The organism is Bacillus rugosus, from assembly GCF_023238245.1.
GTDB classification, from domain to species: domain Bacteria; phylum Bacillota; class Bacilli; order Bacillales; family Bacillaceae; genus Bacillus; species Bacillus rugosus.
Window position 1 is genome coordinate 3,032,126 of the sequence record NZ_CP096590.1, and the last position, 17,875, is coordinate 3,050,000.

The 17,875-nt window shown below is 44.8% G+C and carries 12 protein-coding genes, 17 tRNA genes and 1 pseudogene; 5 read left to right on the plus strand and 25 right to left on the minus strand.

Features of this window, described 5'->3' with window-relative positions; all coding sequences use genetic code 11:
- The first annotated feature begins 135 nt into the window (after window positions 1–135).
- Genes M0696_RS15395 through M0696_RS15405 form a run of 3 tightly spaced genes read left to right on the plus strand, consistent with a single transcriptional unit; the run spans window position 136 to window position 3,595 of the window.
- Complete coding sequence (locus M0696_RS15395; RefSeq protein WP_166849294.1) at window positions 136–1,422, plus strand: UDP-glucose dehydrogenase family protein; 1,287 nt, start codon at window positions 136–138, stop codon at window positions 1,420–1,422.
- Window positions 1,419–2,369, plus strand: a complete 951-nt coding sequence (locus M0696_RS15400) for an NAD-dependent epimerase/dehydratase family protein (RefSeq protein WP_222143398.1) — start codon at window positions 1,419–1,421, stop codon at window positions 2,367–2,369. The genes M0696_RS15395 and M0696_RS15400 overlap by 4 nt, the downstream gene beginning before the upstream one ends.
- Window positions 2,370–2,371: 2 nt before the next feature.
- Window positions 2,372–3,595 carry a glycosyltransferase family 4 protein gene (locus M0696_RS15405; protein ID WP_248602127.1) on the plus strand — a complete coding sequence of 408 codons (1,224 nt, stop codon included), beginning with the start codon at window positions 2,372–2,374 and terminating at the stop codon, window positions 3,593–3,595.
- A gap of 73 nt (window positions 3,596–3,668) precedes the next feature.
- On the opposite strand, the gene M0696_RS15410 is transcribed toward M0696_RS15405, so the two are convergent.
- Genes M0696_RS15410 through cotSA form a run of 3 tightly spaced genes read right to left on the minus strand, consistent with a single transcriptional unit; the run spans window position 3,669 to window position 6,296 of the window.
- Complete coding sequence (locus M0696_RS15410; protein WP_222143400.1) at window positions 3,669–4,091, minus strand: hypothetical protein; 423 nt, start codon at window positions 4,089–4,091, stop codon at window positions 3,669–3,671.
- A gap of 1 nt (window position 4,092) precedes the next feature.
- Window positions 4,093–5,148, minus strand: coding sequence for a spore coat putative kinase CotS (gene cotS, locus M0696_RS15415; RefSeq protein WP_222143401.1), 1,056 nt, complete (start codon window positions 5,146–5,148; stop codon window positions 4,093–4,095).
- A gap of 14 nt (window positions 5,149–5,162) precedes the next feature.
- A complete protein-coding gene (cotSA, locus tag M0696_RS15420; RefSeq protein WP_166849264.1) occupies window positions 5,163–6,296 on the minus strand; it encodes a spore coat protein CotSA in 1,134 nt (377 codons plus the stop codon).
- A 189-nt stretch (window positions 6,297–6,485) separates the two neighbouring features.
- On the opposite strand from cotSA, the gene cotI reads away from it, so the two are divergent.
- Window positions 6,486–7,559: a spore coat kinase CotI gene (gene cotI, locus M0696_RS15425; protein ID WP_166849261.1), complete on the plus strand. Its 1,074-nt coding sequence runs from the start codon at window positions 6,486–6,488 to the stop codon at window positions 7,557–7,559.
- A gap of 91 nt (window positions 7,560–7,650) precedes the next feature.
- Window positions 7,651–8,118: a TspO/MBR family protein gene (locus M0696_RS15430; RefSeq protein WP_222143402.1), complete on the plus strand. Its 468-nt coding sequence runs from the start codon at window positions 7,651–7,653 to the stop codon at window positions 8,116–8,118.
- A gap of 27 nt (window positions 8,119–8,145) precedes the next feature.
- On the opposite strand, the gene glgP is transcribed toward M0696_RS15430, so the two are convergent.
- The 22 genes and pseudogenes from glgP to M0696_RS15540 form a co-directional block, all read right to left on the minus strand.
- A complete protein-coding gene (gene glgP / locus M0696_RS15435; RefSeq protein ID WP_222143403.1) occupies window positions 8,146–10,542 on the minus strand; it encodes a glycogen phosphorylase GlgP in 2,397 nt (798 codons plus the stop codon).
- Window positions 10,529–11,984 (minus strand): annotated as a pseudogene (glgA, locus tag M0696_RS15440) (glycogen synthase GlgA). Before glgA ends, glgP begins: the two are co-directional and overlap by 14 nt.
- Window positions 11,981–13,012 carry a glucose-1-phosphate adenylyltransferase subunit GlgD gene (glgD, locus tag M0696_RS15445; protein ID WP_166849249.1) on the minus strand — a complete coding sequence of 344 codons (1,032 nt, stop codon included), beginning with the start codon at window positions 13,010–13,012 and terminating at the stop codon, window positions 11,981–11,983. Before glgD ends, glgA begins: the two are co-directional and overlap by 4 nt.
- Before the next feature lie 22 nt (window positions 13,013–13,034).
- Window positions 13,035–14,177 carry a glucose-1-phosphate adenylyltransferase gene (locus M0696_RS15450; RefSeq protein WP_166849246.1) on the minus strand — a complete coding sequence of 381 codons (1,143 nt, stop codon included), beginning with the start codon at window positions 14,175–14,177 and terminating at the stop codon, window positions 13,035–13,037.
- Window positions 14,174–16,057 carry a 1,4-alpha-glucan branching enzyme gene (glgB, locus tag M0696_RS15455; RefSeq protein ID WP_222143405.1) on the minus strand — a complete coding sequence of 628 codons (1,884 nt, stop codon included), beginning with the start codon at window positions 16,055–16,057 and terminating at the stop codon, window positions 14,174–14,176. The genes M0696_RS15450 and glgB overlap by 4 nt, the downstream gene beginning before the upstream one ends.
- A 232-nt stretch (window positions 16,058–16,289) precedes the next feature.
- A tRNA-Glu gene (locus M0696_RS15460) sits at window positions 16,290–16,361 on the minus strand.
- A 30-nt stretch (window positions 16,362–16,391) separates the two neighbouring features.
- A tRNA-Ser gene (locus M0696_RS15465) sits at window positions 16,392–16,482 on the minus strand.
- A 3-nt stretch (window positions 16,483–16,485) separates the two neighbouring features.
- A tRNA-Asn gene (locus tag M0696_RS15470) sits at window positions 16,486–16,560 on the minus strand.
- An 18-nt stretch (window positions 16,561–16,578) separates the two neighbouring features.
- Window positions 16,579–16,655: transfer RNA gene (locus M0696_RS15475), tRNA-Ile, on the minus strand.
- Window positions 16,656–16,670: 15 nt separating this feature from the next.
- Window positions 16,671–16,744, minus strand: a tRNA-Gly gene (locus M0696_RS15480).
- 11 nt (window positions 16,745–16,755) lie between these two features.
- A tRNA-His gene (locus M0696_RS15485) sits at window positions 16,756–16,831 on the minus strand.
- A gap of 21 nt (window positions 16,832–16,852) precedes the next feature.
- Window positions 16,853–16,928, minus strand: a tRNA-Phe gene (locus M0696_RS15490).
- 12 nt (window positions 16,929–16,940) lie between these two features.
- A tRNA-Asp gene (locus M0696_RS15495) sits at window positions 16,941–17,017 on the minus strand.
- A gap of 54 nt (window positions 17,018–17,071) precedes the next feature.
- Window positions 17,072–17,148, minus strand: a tRNA-Met gene (locus M0696_RS15500).
- A 17-nt stretch (window positions 17,149–17,165) separates the two neighbouring features.
- Window positions 17,166–17,258, minus strand: a tRNA-Ser gene (locus tag M0696_RS15505).
- Window positions 17,259–17,264: 6 nt separating this feature from the next.
- Window positions 17,265–17,341: transfer RNA gene (locus M0696_RS15510), tRNA-Ile, on the minus strand.
- 2 nt (window positions 17,342–17,343) lie between these two features.
- Window positions 17,344–17,420 (minus strand) — tRNA-Met (locus M0696_RS15515).
- 21 nt (window positions 17,421–17,441) lie between these two features.
- A tRNA-Ala gene (locus tag M0696_RS15520) sits at window positions 17,442–17,514 on the minus strand.
- Between the two features lie 5 nt (window positions 17,515–17,519).
- Window positions 17,520–17,596: transfer RNA gene (locus M0696_RS15525), tRNA-Pro, on the minus strand.
- A gap of 15 nt (window positions 17,597–17,611) precedes the next feature.
- A tRNA-Arg gene (locus M0696_RS15530) sits at window positions 17,612–17,688 on the minus strand.
- A gap of 9 nt (window positions 17,689–17,697) precedes the next feature.
- Window positions 17,698–17,783, minus strand: a tRNA-Leu gene (locus M0696_RS15535).
- Window positions 17,784–17,797: 14 nt separating this feature from the next.
- Window positions 17,798–17,872, minus strand: a tRNA-Gly gene (locus M0696_RS15540).
- Window positions 17,873–17,875 lie beyond the last annotated feature (3 nt).

Genomic DNA, 17,875 nt, shown 5'->3' on the forward strand with positions numbered 1-17,875 from the left:
TTCCAAGAGCGCCCCCCGATGTTTGTACATCCGAAATTAGGCGGATGCAACTGGGCAGAAAGCGGAATCACGAACCAGCCCTTTTTTAATAGGATATTGATATATGACCAGTAATCTTGTAAAGGAGCTCAGGTGATGAAAATTTGTGTAATAGGCGCCGGATATGTCGGTTTAACCCTATCAGCGGCACTGGCATCCATTGGGCATGACATGATATGCACAGACAAAGACGTCAAAAAAATCGAGCAGCTAAAAAATGGAGACATTCCCTTTTACGAGCCTGGGCTTTCAGATGCACTACATCATTGCGGCAATCTCTCGTTTTCTTCTGAAGTGAAATCGAGCATGGAAGAATGCCCCGTCATTTTTATCGCAGTCGGAACCCCTCCACGTTCGGACGGATCAGCAGATACGAAGGCACTGGAATCCGTCATCAGCGATTTGAGCCAGGCAATCGGATCGTATAAAACCATCATTACGAAAAGCACTGTTCCGCCCGGGACAAATGAAAAAATAGCAAAACAGCTGATTGCCTCCGGAGTGTCCGAAAACTTGTTTAACATCGTATCCAATCCGGAGTTTCTGCGGGAAGGCAACGCCTTGTATGACATGCTGCATCCTGACAAAACAGTCATCGGTGTTCAGGAAGGAGATCACGTATCAGCAGCAATCATCAAATCCATTTACAAACACATTGACACCCCTTATATCATTACAAGCTTAGCAGGAGCAGAGCTCATCAAATATGCCAATAACTTCTTCTTAGCAGCGAAAATTTCATTCATTAACGAAATGGCCCGCATATGTGAAGCCTATCAATCAGATATCTCAGATATTTCCCGCGCCATCGGGCTAGACCCGAGAATCGGAGCACACTTTTTACAGGCCGGCATCGGATTCGGCGGCTCTTGTTTTCCAAAGGATCTGCAGGCGCTGCAATTTGCTGCTCAAGAAAAAAACACGGAGACCTACCTGCTGCAAGCTGTGCAGCACATCAATGACACCCAACTCGGCCTGTATATCAAAAAAATAAAGTCATTCTTCGATACACTTCACGGCAAAAAAGCTGCTGTACTCGGCATTTCCTTCAAACCGCATACCGATGACATCAGGAATTCTCAAGCCGTCAGGCTGATGGAAAGGCTGACAGAGCTGGGATGCCATGTTCATGCATATGATCCGGAAGCTGTTCTTCCAGAACATTTGCGGCAACTGGTGACTCAGCAATCTCAAGCTATTGATGCAATAACAGAGAGTGATTTTTTATTTTTGGCAACAGAATGGCCTGAATTTTTAGCATTAGATTGGAAAAAGGCTGCAAGCATCATGAGAGGGCGTCTTGTGATCGACGGGCGCAACGTACTGAAAAAAGAACTTCTCGAGGACTGCGGCCTAATCTGCACAGGAGTTGGTCGCCCATGAAAATACTTGTTACAGGTGCAGCGGGATTTATCGGCTCTCATCTCTGCGAAGAATTGCTGAAGGATAAGACACTTGACATTATCGGAATCGACGACTTTATTGGTCCGACTCCATTTTCTTTAAAATTCAAAAACCTTGAAGCCCTGCTGCCAGAAAAACGATTTACGTTCATAAAGGAAAATCTGTTGACAGCAGATCTTTCCCCCTTGCTGGATGGAGTGGATATCATCTTCCATTTGGCAGCCATACCAGGTGTCCGTTCAAGCTGGGGCGATCATTTCCACCCATATGCCGCACATAATATACAAGCGCTCCAGAGGCTCCTTGAGGCCTGCCGGGAACATCCGATTAAAACATTCGTCTTTGCTTCCACCTCTTCAGTCTATGGCGATAAACAAGGGAAGGTCAGTGAAGACGCGGCGCTTTCCCCTTTATCTCCGTACGGCGTCACAAAGCTTACGGGAGAAAAGCTTTGCCATGTGTATCAACATAGCTTTGGCATTCCGATTGTGATTCTCCGATTCTTTACCGTATACGGGCCGAGACAGCGGCCGGACATGGCTTTTCACCGGCTTATCAAGCAGCACCTTCAGCAAAAGCCGCTCACCATCTTCGGTGATGGGCAGCAGTCAAGAGATTTCACCTATATCGGCGACTGTGTTAAAGGCATCACTGCTGTTCTTGGGAATCCCCATCTTATTGGTGAAACGGTCAATATCGGCGGCGCAGAGCGTGCCTCAGTCTTAAAGGTTGTCTCCCTCATTGAAGACATTTCCGGTAAAAAAGCAACACTGCACTTTTCGGATAAAATAGCAGGGGAACCAAGCAAAACGTGGGCGGATATTTCAAAAGCAAAACAGCTCTTACATTACGATCCCGCCACGTCCTTAAAGGATGGCTTGGCCAACGAAATCGCCTATTTAACGTCGCTGTATCAGGGGGAATGAAAATGAAGCTTGCCTTTATCTGTACAGAAAAGCTGCCGGCGCCCGCGGTACGCGGCGGCGCAATTCAAATGATGATTGACGGTGTCACGCCCTACTTCAGCAGCCGGTACGATCTGACCATTTATTCAATAGAAGATCCATCACTTCCAAAAAACGAAACGAAAGACGGCGTACATTATATTCATCTGCCAAAAGAGCATTACCGCGAGGCGGTAGCGAAGGAGCTGCGAGCCTCTTCCTTTGACCTTATTCATGTGTTCAATAGGCCTTTGAATGTCTCTTTATATAAAAAAGCTTCACCAAACAGCAAGATTGTTTTGAGCCTGCATAACGAAATGTTTTCAGAAAAAAAGATGACCTTCGCGCAAGGAAAAGAAGTACTCGACAATGTCTCAATGATCACAACCGTCAGCGAATTTATTAAACAAACCGTTATTGAACGGTTCCCCGAAGCCAAGGACATTACACAAGTCGTATACTCCGGCGTTGACATCCACTCTTATCCGCCTGTCTGGACGATGAAGGGTTCAGCTATCAGAGAAACATACCGGAAAAAATATGGCATTGAGGATAAAAAAGTCATTTTATTCGCCGGCCGTTTAAGCCCGACAAAAGGGCCTCATCTTCTCATTCACAGCATGAAACGGATTTTGCAGCAGCATCCCGACGCTGTGCTGGTCATAGCAGGCGGGAAGTGGTTCAGCGATGACGGTGAAAACCAGTATGTAACCTATCTGCGCAAGCTCGCGCTGCCATACAGAGACCATGTGATTTTTACGAAATTCATCCCCGCAGACAACATTCCAAACCTCTTTCTGATGGCAGATGTATTTGTGTGCAGCTCTCAGTGGAATGAACCCCTTGCCCGTGTGAATTATGAAGCAATGGCGGCCGGCACGCCCTTAATTACCACAAACCGGGGCGGAAACGGGGAAGTTGTAAAACACGAAGTCAACGGCCTTGTCATCGACAGCTACAACAAGCCTTCTTCATTTGCGAAAGCAATTGACAGAGCCTTTACAGACCAGGAATTAATGAACAAAATCACAAAAAACGGCCGGCACAATGTAGAATCTTCATTTACTTTTACCCATGCTGCCAAAAGGCTCAATGCCGTTTACCAATCCGTTCTGACACCGGAAATCAAACAATTTTCGCCGCCTCTTCTAACGAAAAACCTTGATTTATCATTTATCAATCAGCTCTTTGTGAAAGCAAAATCATAAAACCTACAGCTCGTGCTGCAATACGGGCTTTTTTTTCGCTGCAAAGCGCATGAAAAAAGGCATAAATGTGATTTTATGCCTTGCGCTTTACAGTTTGAGAAAACCATGGAGACGGTGCGGATTCACTTGGAAGAACAATAATTTCCACTCTAGCTTCCTCCACTAATTCTGGTTCTTCATCCTCCTCTTCAATTGGAGGCGCTGAACGTTTGTAATCTGGCTCCTCCTCAAACTCACGAATGGTTTCGGATTTCGTTTCCTCTTCATCCATAACTTTGTGGTCTGTTTCCTTTCCCTTCGTCTCTTCTTGAAATTCTTTTGGTGCATTGATGTTAGGGAGCTCTCTGATACTGCCCGCTGCCGAATGCTTTTCCTCTTCTTCCTTCTCAGCTGAGCTTGTGTCATGTGCCTGCCATCCCATCGATCCGGGCGGTGTAAATACGAATTGGTCGAGATCGAGTTTAGAAATGGAGGCTTTTTGTCTCGAAGACCTCATGTCAATTCGCCTCCCGATACGCTTTTATTTTTTTATACAGCTCCGGCATTTTATTCAAAAACGAATCTTTAGATTCTTCAACAGAAATCATATTTTGCAGCGCCCAATTGTACTTCTCATCTGACCACGTTTTCTTTTGCTTCAAATAATATTTATGGCCGATTGCACAAAACAAATGCGGAAACGCGAGATCAATCCATAGCACCTCGTACTGTTTTTCTGTGAGCGGATACACTGCATCATAGGCTGCAAGCAGTGCTACCATAAAATCGGTATCCCATACAGAAAGCTTAACCATGACTTTATTTAGCAGGATGCGCAGATCTCTTGACGGCAAATCGTAGGTAATCGAGTGAAGCTCTTTTAAAAAAGGTTCCCCGTCGATCTCAGTCAAACGCGCCAATGTAAAATCCTGAAAACAGAATCCGCCATGTTCGAGCGTTTCTTTTGTCCAATTTTCATACTCTGACTCATCAAGCGCTTGCAGGGCTTCTTTTCCTCTTGCCAGCATTTTATCTGCATGTTTTAAGAATGTTTGCGAAAATAAGTCATCTGGATAAGATGCTGCGATCTGCATATTCCCTTCCAACTCTTGCAGTTTCCACCGGTATAATTTATGCCATTTGCCGAGCCTGCTTCTTTTCTTGCTTTCATCTGTACAAACATATCCTTTTGACGCATGATGAAAACGGCCGGCAAACGACATAACCTTTTTCATCTGCTCTGCATCATAGTAAATCATTTCTTTTCCTGTCACTTTGTCATATAAACTGTAAGAAACCCGATCCGTGCCTAAGCAGCTCCCGCCATTTTTTGTTTGATGAATCGGCGCAATTGGCAGCCCTTTTTCTTGTAAATGGGCATGTGCCTGGGTGATAAAAAGCATCCGTTCCGGTTTCATCTGCGCTTCTTTTAATAGCTTTTGGCCTTGATCGGTTTGTATCTCCCAGATTTTGCGCCCGCTTTTGTTTGATTTCAGCGCCACATGATCGATATGGAATGGATAATAGCTGAGGATATCGGACACAATCTGTTCTTCATGCTCTTTTTGGTACACTCTGTTCACCCCTTCTATCTGTTCTTTTCATACACGCTGAGCAGATTTTCCGCCACTCTCTGCCAGCCGAATTGGTTTTCTGCCTCACGACGGCTGTATTTCCCAAGCCGTTCCCGTTTTTCCGAGCTGCTGAGCAAATCATTGATATATCCAGCGTATTGTTTAGGATTTTCAAAGTCATGAATGATGTAGCCGTTTTTCCCTTCCTCTATGACCTCTGGATTGCCTCCCCGATTGCTTGTAATAATAGGCAGTCCCGCAGCCATCGCTTCATAATGCACCCTCGCTAAAGGCTCCTGCCACTGCGAAGAGCACACAAATACATCTGACATGGTATAAAGGCGAGGAATGTCCTTTGGCTTCACAAATTGAATAAATGTCACATGATCCTTTTGCATCGCACCAAGGGTATGAAGATGTTTGACATAGTTATTTAATTCATTATCTCCGAACCATTTTGACCCGATAAACACCATCATGACATCGGGATGCTCCTCGATTATGTCCGGCAACGCCTGCAATAAAATGTGCGGGCCTTTTACTTTGCTGAGCCGGCCGACAAACAGGACAATTTTTTTACCGTGAAGTTCCAGCTCGCTTCGCATATCTTCGCGAGCCCGCTGTCCTTCTTTCGTCCAGCGGGGATGGTATGTCTTCAAGTCCACACCGGAATACACCGTTTTTGTTTTTGATCGTGCTGACGGAAAACGGCTTGTGATCGTCCGGCCAATATAATCACTGACCGTAACAATCTGTGCTACAGAATCGATGCATATCTCGCCTTCTGCCTTGCTGATTTTATCGTAAGCGAACATTTCATTGTGAACGCTTAAAATAAAAACAGCGTCTGGTGCCTGTTTCTTCAGTTTCGGCACCCAGCTTGGGCGATTACAGATATGCACAAGATCAAAACGGCTCTTTTTCAGCTCTTCCCCAACAGCATCTTCATAACGGTCTTCATCCAAGTGCACATAATGGACTCCGTCTGCCGTCTCTCTATCAGCGAGATTTGGATCTTTAATAGAAAACACAGTCACCTCGTGTTTCTTAGCAATCAAAGGGGCAACTGCTTCGAGGTAAATTTGAATGGCGCCTCCTCGAACCGAGGGAACAGGAAGCTTCTCTGTGGCGATCAGTGCTATTTTCATACATAGCCTCCATTCCTGCATGATTTTTAACTAGTTAGAATCATGATACGGCTGAACAACCAACTTGTGCGGAATGGGACTGCCCTAAAAACAAAACGGGTAAACAACCAGATTCTTCTATCAAATATAGTCAAATATCTCAATCATTTTTTTCTTTTGATTCATAAGGTAGGAGTAAAACAGGTAAGGATGTGTCCTTTAATGGCAGAAAACCAAGAAGTCATTGAGGAGGGGAATTCATCAGAGCTTCCTTTATCAGCAGAAGAAGAAAGAAAATTAACCGAACTGGCTGAAAATGTGCTTCAAGGATGGGATGTGCAGGCTGAAAAAATAGACGTCATTCAAGGAAACCAGATGGCGCTTGTGTGGAAGGTACACACAGGATCCGGAGCGGTTTGTCTGAAACGAATACACAGGCCCGAAAAGAAAGCCTTGTTTTCCATTTTCGCACAAGATTATTTAGCAAAAAAAGGAATGAACGTTCCCGGCATACTCCCGAACAAAAAAGGCAGCCTATATTCCAAGCATGGCTCCTTTCTATTTGTCGTATATGACTGGATCGAAGGAAGACCGTTTGAGCTGACTGTAAAGCAGGATTTGGAGTTTATCATGAAAGGCCTTGCTGATTTCCACATCGCTTCCGTCGGGTATCAGCCGCCAAATGGAGTTCCAGTGTTTACCAAATTAGGACGCTGGCCGAATCACTACACGAAACGATGCAAACAGATGGAAACGTGGAAGCTGATGGCGGAGACGGAAAAAGAAGATCCTTTCTCACAGCTTTATCTTCAGGAGATAGACAGCTTTATTCAAGACGGACTGCGCATCAAAGACCGGCTTTTGCAATCGTCCTATGTGCCATGGACTGAACAGCTGAAAAAAAGCCCTAACCTTTGCCACCAGGATTACGGAACCGGAAATACCCTCTTGGGGGAAAATGAACAAATTTGGGTCATCGACTTGGATACCGTATCATTTGATCTTCCTATTCGAGATTTGCGCAAAATGATTATTCCGCTTTTAGATACGACGGGCGTTTGGGATGAAGAAACATTTCATGTCATGCTGAACGCATACGAATCCAGGGCCCCATTAACTAACGAACAAAAACAAGTCATGTTTATTGATATGCTGTTTCCTTATGAGCTTTACGATGTCATTCGCGAAAAATATGTCCGCAAGTCTGCTTTACCGAAGGAAGAATTAGAGTCAGCATTTGAATATGAACGCATTAAAGCGAACGCATTGCAGCAGCTGATCTAAGACCATCATTTCCCCCGCATATCGGGGGTTTGATTTTTATAAAATAAAGGGTAAGTGCAAATGTAAAATAAATACATACGGAGGTTCAAATATGAAGAAGATTATCGGCGCCATCGCGGTTTTTGTGATTACATATGCGCTGTTTTCAGCCGCAGACTATCTGTTTCCAATTGACCAAGAATGGTACAATTCACTGAAAAAACCGGACTGGACGCCACCCGGATCTGTGATTGGCATCATTTGGGCCATCCTGTTTGCCCTGATCTCCCTTTCAGCTGCCATTGTGTATGCCGCGTTTTCATTTAAAGATGCGAAAAGCTTTTGGCTTACACTTTTGATTAATTATGTGCTTAATCAGTCTTTCAGCTATTTTCAATTTACCCAAAAGAATCTGCTGGCTGCATCGATTGACTGCCTGCTTGTCTCGATCACAGCACTCATATTAATGATCGTAGCGAAAAAATACAACAGAGCTGCAAGCTATCTTCTATTGCCTTATTTTTTATGGAGTGCATTTGCGACGTTCTTATCCTTTACAATCTATTCAATGAATTTGTAAAAAAAAGCCGCTTATACAGCGGCTTTTTCACATCATCGGCTGGATTCCCCAAATATTTTTCGCATATTCCTGTATCGTGCGGTCACTTGAGAAATATCCAGAATGGGCAATGTTTAAAATCGAACGCTCAGACCATTTCCGCCGATCGCGATAATCAGCTTGAATACGCTCCTGCGCATCTGCGTATGAGCTGAAATCCTTAAGTACAAAATACTCATCATTATGCGGGAGCAGCGAGTCATAGATCGATTCAAATTCATCTGCTTCCCCTTCAAAAAAACCGTTGATCAGCTGATCTGCTACTTGTCTGATTCTGCGGTCATGCTGATAATATTCCCTCGATCTATAGCCGCCGTTTTCCTGGTACGATAGAACGTCATCTGCCTTTAAACCAAATGTATAAATACATTCAGACCCCACCCGCTCAAGAATCTCAATATTTGCGCCGTCATGCGTGCCGATGGTCAAAGCGCCGTTCATCATAAACTTCATATTTCCTGTACCAGATGCTTCCTTGCTTGCGGTTGAAATTTGTTCACTTACATCTGAGGCCGGAAAAATCCGCTCAGCCATAGAAACTCCGTAATTTTCCAAAAAAACAATCTTGATCAGCTGTTTGACTGCCGGATCATAGTTGACCTTTTCCGCGACAGAGTGGATCAGCTTAATAATTTTCTTGGCATAATAATAGCTTGGTGAAGCCTTTGCCCCGAAAATAAAGGTTTGCGGGTAGATTGAAAATCCAGAGTCCTCCTTGAGACGGTTATACAAATACATAATGTGCAGAACATTCAGCAGCTGCCGTTTATATGCATGAAGCCGTTTCACCTGAACGTCGAATATGCTGTCAGGATTCACAACCACCCCCGCCGTGCAAAATATCAAATCGGCAAGCTCTTGTTTTTTCTTGCTTTTGTTGTTTTGAAACTGTTCAATAAATGCAGGATCAGAGGCATACGGTTCTAAACGGATCAGTGATTCCGGCTGTTTGACCCATTCATCGCCGATCGCCTCTGTAATGATGGCAGACAAGCCTGGATTCGCTTTTAACAGCCAGCGCCTGTGGGCAATTCCATTCGTCTTATTGTTAAAACGATTCGGGAACAGCAAGTGAAAGTCGCGCATCTCCCTTTCCTTTAATATATCGGAATGAATTTTTGCAACGCCATTTACACTGTAGCTGCCTACTATGGCCAGATGAGCCATTTTGACAACACCATGCGCTGTAATCGCCATGTCCTCTATCCTTTTCCAGTCTCCCGGATACTTTTCCCACACCGCACGGCAAAACCTTTCATTGATCTCTTCAATAATCATGTACATTCGTGGGAGCAGCGGCTTAAACAAATGAATCGGCCATTTCTCAAGCGCTTCTGACAATGTCGTATGATTTGTATAAGAAATCGTATGTACGGTGATATGCCAGGCCTCTTCCCAGCTCATGTTCTCTTCATCGAGTAAAATCCGCATCAGCTCAGGCACCGCCAGCGCAGGATGGGTATCATTAATATGAATACTTACTTTTTTATGCAGGCCGGATAAAGAATTATTTGTTTTTCGGTAGTTGTTCACAATGCTTTTTAAGCTTGCGCATACTAAAAAATACTGCTGCTTCAGCCGTAAAATTTTCCCCTCGTCATGAGTATCATCAGGATATAAAAATTCAGAAACGGCTTCTGTCTCCCGCTTATAAGACAAAATATTGCCGCCATGATAATGAGCATAGGGTTCGGCGTTCCAAAGCCTTAACGTATTGACGGTGCCCGTTTTATAGCCGATGATCGGGATATCATAAGGAACGGCGGTAACAATTGTAGCTTGCTCGTGGCGAAAATGCAGACGCCCGTTTTTTTCTGTCATATGCACCTCGCCCCAAAACGGCACGTCAACTGATTGATCCGCATTTCTTACTTCCCATACATTCCCGTTTTTCAGCCATTGCTCAGGCAGCTCCACTTGATGCCCGTCTACAATTTTTTGTTCAAACAAGCCATGCTTATAACGAATACCCATCCCGTGCCCCGGTAAATTCAATGAAGCGAGAGAATCTAAAAAGCAAGCGGCCAAACGCCCAAGTCCGCCGTTTCCGAGACCTGCATCACTCTCCATTTGAAGGATCTCCTCTAAATGAATGCCGATTTCCTTCAAGCCAGCTTCTACAACATCACGAACGCCAAGATTCATTAAATTTTGTTCAAGGAGCTGACCCAGCAGAAATTCGATTGACAAATAATATGTCTGCTTCCCGGAATTGGACCTGCTTTTTTCATTCGTCTGGATCCAATCAGCGCTGATATACTCTCTGACCATATTGCCCAACGTTTTATATTGATCCAGTTTGGCAGAGTCCTTGAAGCTTTTTCCGCACGTCATTTCCAGACGCTTCAAAAATAAGGCTGCAAAGCGTTCTTTACTCGAGAACATCCCGTCCACTCCTTGTCACATGCTCGAAAATGCGCTGATACTCTTTAGCTGACTTCTCCCAGCTGTAATCTGCATTCATTGCGGTCTTCATGATGCTCTTCCATACATCCTTTTGGCGATAAAACGACAGCGCCCTCTCAATCGTAAATTTCAGATCATGCGCATTGAAAGCTGAAAACGTAAAGCCATTGCCCGTTCCCTCTTCCTCCTGATAGGAACGGACAGTGTCGTAAAGACCGCCCGTCTCCCTGACGATCGGAATGGCGCCATATTGGAGAGCAATGAGCTGACCCAAGCCGCACGGCTCAAATTTCGACGGCATCAAAAACATATCAGAGCCCGCATAAATTTGATGGGCAAGCGGCTCGTCAAATCCAATATACGCTCGGCACTTCTCATGAAAAGCAAATTCTGTATATCGGAAATAATCTTCAAATTCACGTTCCCCTGTGCCCAGCACAATCAGCTGTATGTCTTGCTCCTCAAGAAGTTCGTGCATAATTCTGCGGACAAGATCAAGCCCCTTTTGTTTCGTGAGCCTTGTCACCATACTGATTAGAGGAATATCATTTCGCTCTGGAAGCCCCATCCGCCGCTGAAGCTTCGTTTTATTTTCTTCCTTGCATGCAAGATGCTCCGAATCGTAATGCGCCTCTATATAGGGATCGCTTTTCGGCTGATAGAAAGTATCATCAATGCCGTTTAATATACCGGTTACATCATTTTCTCTATATCGCAAAACCTGCTCAAGCTGTTCACCGTAATATGGCGTCAATATTTCATTTCTGTAAGTGGGGCTCACAGTTGTTACATGATCAGCCGCAATGATGCCCGCCTTCATAAAATTAACAAATCCGTTGCATTCTAACCTTTCATAATGAAAATGATCCATCTCAAGCCCTAGCAAGTCATGAGTGACATCAGGCGGAAATATGCCTTGAAACTGCAGGTTGTGGATTGTGAACACGCTTCTCATCTGCTCATAAAAAGGATGCTTTTTGTATTCCTCCTTCAGCAAATAATTGACCATCGCTGTATGCCAGTCGTGAGTATGAACAATATCAGCTTGAATATTTATAGCTAAGGCGGCTTCCAGCACAGCTCTTGAAAAAAAGGCAAACCGTTCACCATCATCATAATGCCCGTACAACGAATCCCTATTAAAATAATATTCATTGTCGATGAAATAATAATTCACATCATCTTCGGTCATATGTTCAATTCCGCAATATTGCTGACGCCAGCCGACGGCTACCGTACACTCAGCCGTTTTTCCCATGCGCTTCTTCCATCGCTCAGGTATTTCGGCTGTACTTCGGAAGCATCACAGCTACTTCATTCCCTAATCGTGCAAGTGCCTTTGGCAGAGCTCCGGCTACATCGGCTAGACCTCCTGACTTAACAAACGGAGTACATTCAGAAACAGCAAATAATACCTTCAAGAATTCATCAGCTCTCCTTGCACCAAACCTTTTCTTAATACAAGCGGCTGCTCAGCTGTTCCCGCAGCCTCAGTCGCATTGCCGATTTTAACGTCCTTATCAGAAATGACCTGCTCAAGCAGGCAATCTTCGCCAATCTGCGTTTTTTGCATAATAATGCAGTTTTTCAGCTTCGTACCCTTTCCGACATGAACCGCCCTGAACAAAATGCAGTTTTCAACCTCTCCTTCAAGCACACAGCCGTTTGCCACCAAAGAATTTTTGACAGTGCTGTGTTTTCCGTATTTCGTCGGCGGCTCATCCTTCACTTTTGTATAGATCGGCTGCTGCGGCAAAAACACCTGCTGCCAATAACGAGGCTGTATGAGCTCCATACTGTGGGTATAATACTTTTCCACCGAATCAATGACAGCCGCATAACCCGAATATTCATAAGGGCAAATGGTCAAGGAAGAGGATTCTTTTTCAACAGCTTCCTGAATGGTTTTATAGCCTTTTTCACTATGCCCGTAGATCAGATCCTTTAAAAGCGTTGTAGACATGATATAGATTTGCAGCGACTGGCCGTCCTGAAATACCTCGGTGACGTCGCAGCCAACCTCCTGATGGCGTTTCAGCACATACTGAAATTGAATGTTGCATACGGTATGGCTGTTGGAGATGACTGCATATTGCTGTGTGCTTCTGTGGAAGTAATCAAGATGGTCGGAAAACTGGCGAAACGAACCGAATTCATCGTATTCTTGGTGAAGGTGTGGGGACGGGAAAAAAAAGAGGCCATCCTTTTTTCGATGCAAATCCCATTCCTTGCCCGCTCCAAGATGATCCATAAGCGAACGATAGCGATACTTCGGAAAAATCGCAACACTCCTAATATCCGCATTCACCATGTTGGAAAGCATAAAATCGATCAGACGGTACCTCCCGGCAAAAGGGATCGCCCCCAGCGACCGCTGTGCCGTTAAATCCTGAAGAGAATGCTTGTATGTGGTTTCATCTATAACACCTAACATTTGATTATTGAACACTGACTCTGCCCCCTCTTCAGTATTAGATCAATTCTTTTTCTACAAATTCCTCTGAAACAAGCAGCACCTCCCGAATGTCGTTTTCGGATCGGATCACTGCGCCATCCGGCAGCACCAGACCCTTAGGAACGATAGCATTTTCAATCACTACATGCTCGCCGATCGTCACATCCGGCATAATGACTGACGATGTGACATTCGCATGCTTACCGACAGTAACACCTTGAAAAAGAACGGAATGAGACACATTTCCATACACAACACAGCCTTCGTTCACAAGCGAATCATGTACCTGTGCGTCAGATGAAATAAATTGCGGAGGCTGATTCGGATTGACGGAGTAAATTTTCCACTTCCGTTCAAACAGCTTCAGCTCCGATTCCTCTTTTAACAAATCCATATTGGCTTCCCACAAGCTCTGCACTGTTCCGACATCCTTCCAATATCCTTTGAACGGATAAGCAGAAAGCTTCTTTTTCTCCTCCAAAAGCAGAGGAATAATGTCTTTGCCGAAGTCGTGGCTTGAATAAGGATTCCGGTCGTCCATCTCAAGATACTGTTTCAAAAGCGGCCAATTGAATATATAAATTCCCATTGAGGCAAGATTGCTCTTAGGGAATTTGGGTTTTTCATCGAAATGTGTGATCATCCCATCTGCATTGGTTTTCATGATGCCAAACCTGCTTGCTTCCTCCCAGCCCACCTCGATGACAGAGATGGTCACATCCGCTTTCTTTTCAATGTGAAAATCAAGCATTTTGCCGTAGTCCATTTTGTATATGTGATCTCCTGATAAAATCAGCACATACTCAGGATCGTACTGATTTAAATAATTGAGATTTTCATAAATGGCGCTTGCCGTCCCTTTATACCATTTGACTTCTGATGACTCGGCATAAGGGGGTAAAACCGTCACGCCGCCATTATATCTGTCAAGGTCCCATGCACTGCCGATGCCAATATAGGAATTCAGCTCAAGCGGCTGATATTGTGTTAAAATCCCGACTGTGTCTATGCCTGAATTGGAACAATTGCTGAGGGTAAAATCAATAATCCTGTATTTTCCCCCGAAAGATACAGCCGGTTTGGCCATATTTTTTGTTAATCCGCTGAGACGGCTGCCCTTCCCGCCGGCAAGGAGCATGGCTACACATTGTTTTTTCATCTTTTTATCTCTCCTCTTTTTTTAACCGCCCGTAAAATCGAAATGCCGTAAGGTGGGATGGTCATCGTGATATAACATGGTTTATGATGAAGAGCTCCCTTTTTGGCCGTTAACGGCTTTTTGTTGATTTGTCCTGAGCCTCCATAAGCTTCACTGTCGCTGTTCAGCACCTCGATGTATTGTGTAAGGAAAGGAACTCCAACATCATATTGATGATAGACCGCGGGAGTAAAATTACAAATGATGACAAGCGCCTCACCGTGCCTTTTGCCATAACGAATAAAAGAAAAGATTGATTGTTCGTCATTATGGACATCAATCCATTCAAACGATTGTGCACGATGATCATGTTCATAAAGGATTTTGCTTTTTTGATAAAAGCGGAGAAGATCTTGCGTAAAAACGCTGGCTTTCTGATGCATGGGGAAGGATTCTAAAAACCAATCTAGCTGTTCTGTATCTTTCCATTCATCAAATTGAGCAAATTCTGATCCCATAAAAATCAATTTCTTTCCGGGATGAGCCGTCATATAAACGAGCAAAAGCCGATACTGGGCAAATTTCTGCCAATAGTCGCCAGGCATTTTATTAAGAAGTGATTTTTTTCCGTATACGACTTCATCATGAGAAAACGGTAATACAAAATGTTCACTAAACGCATATAGTAATGAAAAAGAGATAAGCTGATGACAATACCGCCTTTCTTCTGGCGGTGTCTCCATGTATTTCAGTACGTCATTCATCCAGCCCATATTCCATTTAAAATGAAAACCGAGCCCTCCTTCCTCAACGGCACCTGTCACTTGAGGCCATTCCGTGGAATCTTCCGCAATCATCATGACATGAGGATATGCCTCTCTCATGGTTTGATTGAGTTTTTTTAAAAATTCAACAGCATATGGATTCGTATGGCGTTCCTCCTGATTTGGCCAATACAGGATATTAGCCACAGCATCAACCCTAAATCCATCTATATGATAGAGTTCCGCCCAGTACAACGCATTAGAAATTAAAAAACTATGAACTTCCGGTTTTCCAAGGTCAAAATTTGCCGTACCCCATAGCCAATTCTCCCGATCACGTTCTTCTTGATATTCATAAAGTGGCTTTCCATCAAACATATAAAGACCATGTGCGTCTTTACAAAAATGTCCGGGGACCCAATCCAGAATGACTCCGATGTTTTCTTGATGGCATTCATCCACGAACTTCATCAAATCATGCGGCGTGCCAAACCTGCTTGTCGGGCTATAATAACCCGTTCCTTGATATCCCCAGGAACGATCATAAGGGTGCTCATACACCGGAAGCAGTTCGATATGTGTAAACCCATGCTCTTTGATATAAGGAATAAGCGACTCACCTAATTCTTTATAGGAGTAATGCCTGCCATCAGAATGTTTCTTCCAGGAACCGAGATGAAGTTCATAAATGAATATAGGTTTCTCATACAGCGTCTTGGCCTTCTGTTTTTTTTGCCAATTTTGATCTAGCCAGTTGTATCCTGCCAAATTGTAAGTAAGTGACGCTGTATTTGGCCTGACTTCTGAATAAAAAGCATATGGATCTGCCTTCAGCCTGATCTCACCGCTATTTGTCACGATTTCATATTTATATCGTTCCTTTTCTCCTAAATCTGGAATAAACAACGTCCAAATGCCATTATTGTTCACTCTCTGCATCACATGCTGTTCTCCTGACCAGCTGTTAAAATCCCCAGCCACTCTTACTTCTGACGCATGAGGCGCCCACACACAGAATTCATATCCGCTTTTGCCATTCAGCTCGCGGTAATGCGAGCCAAACAGCTGATAGCTTTTAAACAGACTGCCTTCGTGAAAAAGATAAACATCATGTGCTGTAAGGCTGGCAGCGGCCATGTAATCATCCTTTCTGACATCATAGTTTTCATTTATAGTATTTATTCGGAGAAATAAAAAAAAGCCCTTTCATGAAAGCGCTTATACTTATTGACAATTAACTTCATTTTCCGGAGAAAAACGAAATATATGGAGATTTTTGTTGCTATATATTTAATAAAGAATGAAGTCTATGACATATCAGGATTTATAAAAAATAAAAAACCTTGCAGGATATGCAAGGTTTTTTGGATGACCCGTACGGGATTCGAACCCGTGTTACCGCCGTGAAAGGGCGGTGTCTTAACCGCTTGACCAACGGGCCGATGGTTGAGAACTTATATCTGTAATCATATGGCGGAGAAGGAGGGATTTGAACCCTCGCGCCGCTTACACGACCTACACCCTTAGCAGGGGCGCCTCTTCAGCCACTTGAGTACTTCTCCATTTGGCTCCACAGGCAGGATTCGAACCTGCGACCGATCGGTTAACAGCCGATAGCTCTACCACTGAGCTACTGTGGAATATTAAAGGTCATGGTATGGTGGGCCTGAATGGACTCGAACCATCGACCTCACGCTTATCAGGCGTGCGCTCTAACCAGCTGAGCTACAGGCCCATGACAATATAGAAATGGAGCGGGTGATGGGAATCGAACCCACGACATCAGCTTGGAAGGCTGAGGTTTTACCACTAAACTACACCCGCAATTTTATATTTGGGGCGATTGATGGGAATCGAACCCACGAATGCCAGAGCCACAATCTGGTGCGTTAACCACTTCGCCACAACCGCCAAAATATATATATGAATAAATGGTGGCTCGGGACGGAATCGAACCGCCGACACACGGATTTTCAGTCCGTTGCTCTACCAACTGAGCTACCGAGCCTTATTATTTAAATGGCGGTCCGGACGGGACTCGAACCCGCGACCTCCTGCGTGACAGGCAGGCATTCTAACCAACTGAACTACCGGACCATTTTAACATCTACATGTGAACCATCGGGTACACCTTAATTCATTCATGTATTTTGGTTGCGGGGGCAGGATTTGAACCTGCGACCTTCGGGTTATGAGCCCGACGAGCTACCGAACTGCTCCACCCCGCGATGATTAAGAATATATATGGCGGAGGAAGAGGGATTCGAACCCCCGCGGGCTTTGACACCCCTGTCGGTTTTCAAGACCGATCCCTTCAGCCAGACTTGGGTATTCCTCCGTATAGTGGTGGACCTTGTAGGACTCGAACCTACGACCGGACGGTTATGAGCCGTCTGCTCTAACCAACTGAGCTAAAGGTCCATTGGTAGCGGCGGAGGGGATCGAACCCCCGACCTCACGGGTATGAACCGTACGCTCTAGCCAGCTGAGCTACACCGCCAAATGTTTTATTGAAACCAAGTGGAGCCTAGCGGGATCGAACCGCTGACCTCCTGCGTGCAAAGCAGGCGCTCTCCCAGCTGAGCTAAGGCCCCAAGAATGGTCGGGAAGACAGGATTCGAACCTGCGACCCCATGGTCCCAAACCATGTGCTCTACCAAGCTGAGCTACTTCCCGATTTCATGTAAATCATGGCGCGCCCGAGAGGAGTCGAACCCCTAACCTTTTGATCCGTAGTCAAACGCTCTATCCAATTGAGCTACGGGCGCAAAACTTAATGCCGAGGGCCGGACTTGAACCGGCACGGTAGTCACCTACCGCAGGATTTTAAGTCCTGTGTGTCTGCCAATTCCACCACCCCGGCGTGGATGGTATAGTTGGAGCGGAAGACGGGATTCGAACCCGCGACCCCCACCTTGGCAAGGTGGTGTTCTACCACTGAACTACTTCCGCAGA

Coding starts and splice junctions, on each gene's coding strand:
- cotI (WP_166849261.1), top strand. CDS start 6,486: ATGTGTCCTTTAATGGCAGAAAACCAAGAAGTCATTGAGGAGGGGAAT.
- M0696_RS15410 (WP_222143400.1), bottom strand. CDS start 4,091: ATGAGGTCTTCGAGACAAAAAGCCTCCATTTCTAAACTCGATCTCGAC.
- glgB (WP_222143405.1), bottom strand. CDS start 16,057: ATGGCCGCTGCCAGCCTTACAGCACATGATGTTTATCTTTTTCACGAA.
- M0696_RS15395 (WP_166849294.1), top strand. CDS start 136: ATGAAAATTTGTGTAATAGGCGCCGGATATGTCGGTTTAACCCTATCA.
- M0696_RS15405 (WP_248602127.1), top strand. CDS start 2,372: ATGAAGCTTGCCTTTATCTGTACAGAAAAGCTGCCGGCGCCCGCGGTA.
- M0696_RS15450 (WP_166849246.1), bottom strand. CDS start 14,177: ATGAAAAAACAATGTGTAGCCATGCTCCTTGCCGGCGGGAAGGGCAGC.
- cotSA (WP_166849264.1), bottom strand. CDS start 6,296: ATGAAAATAGCACTGATCGCCACAGAGAAGCTTCCTGTTCCCTCGGTT.
- M0696_RS15400 (WP_222143398.1), top strand. CDS start 1,419: ATGAAAATACTTGTTACAGGTGCAGCGGGATTTATCGGCTCTCATCTC.
- M0696_RS15430 (WP_222143402.1), top strand. CDS start 7,651: ATGAAGAAGATTATCGGCGCCATCGCGGTTTTTGTGATTACATATGCG.
- glgP (WP_222143403.1), bottom strand. CDS start 10,542: ATGTTCTCGAGTAAAGAACGCTTTGCAGCCTTATTTTTGAAGCGTCTG.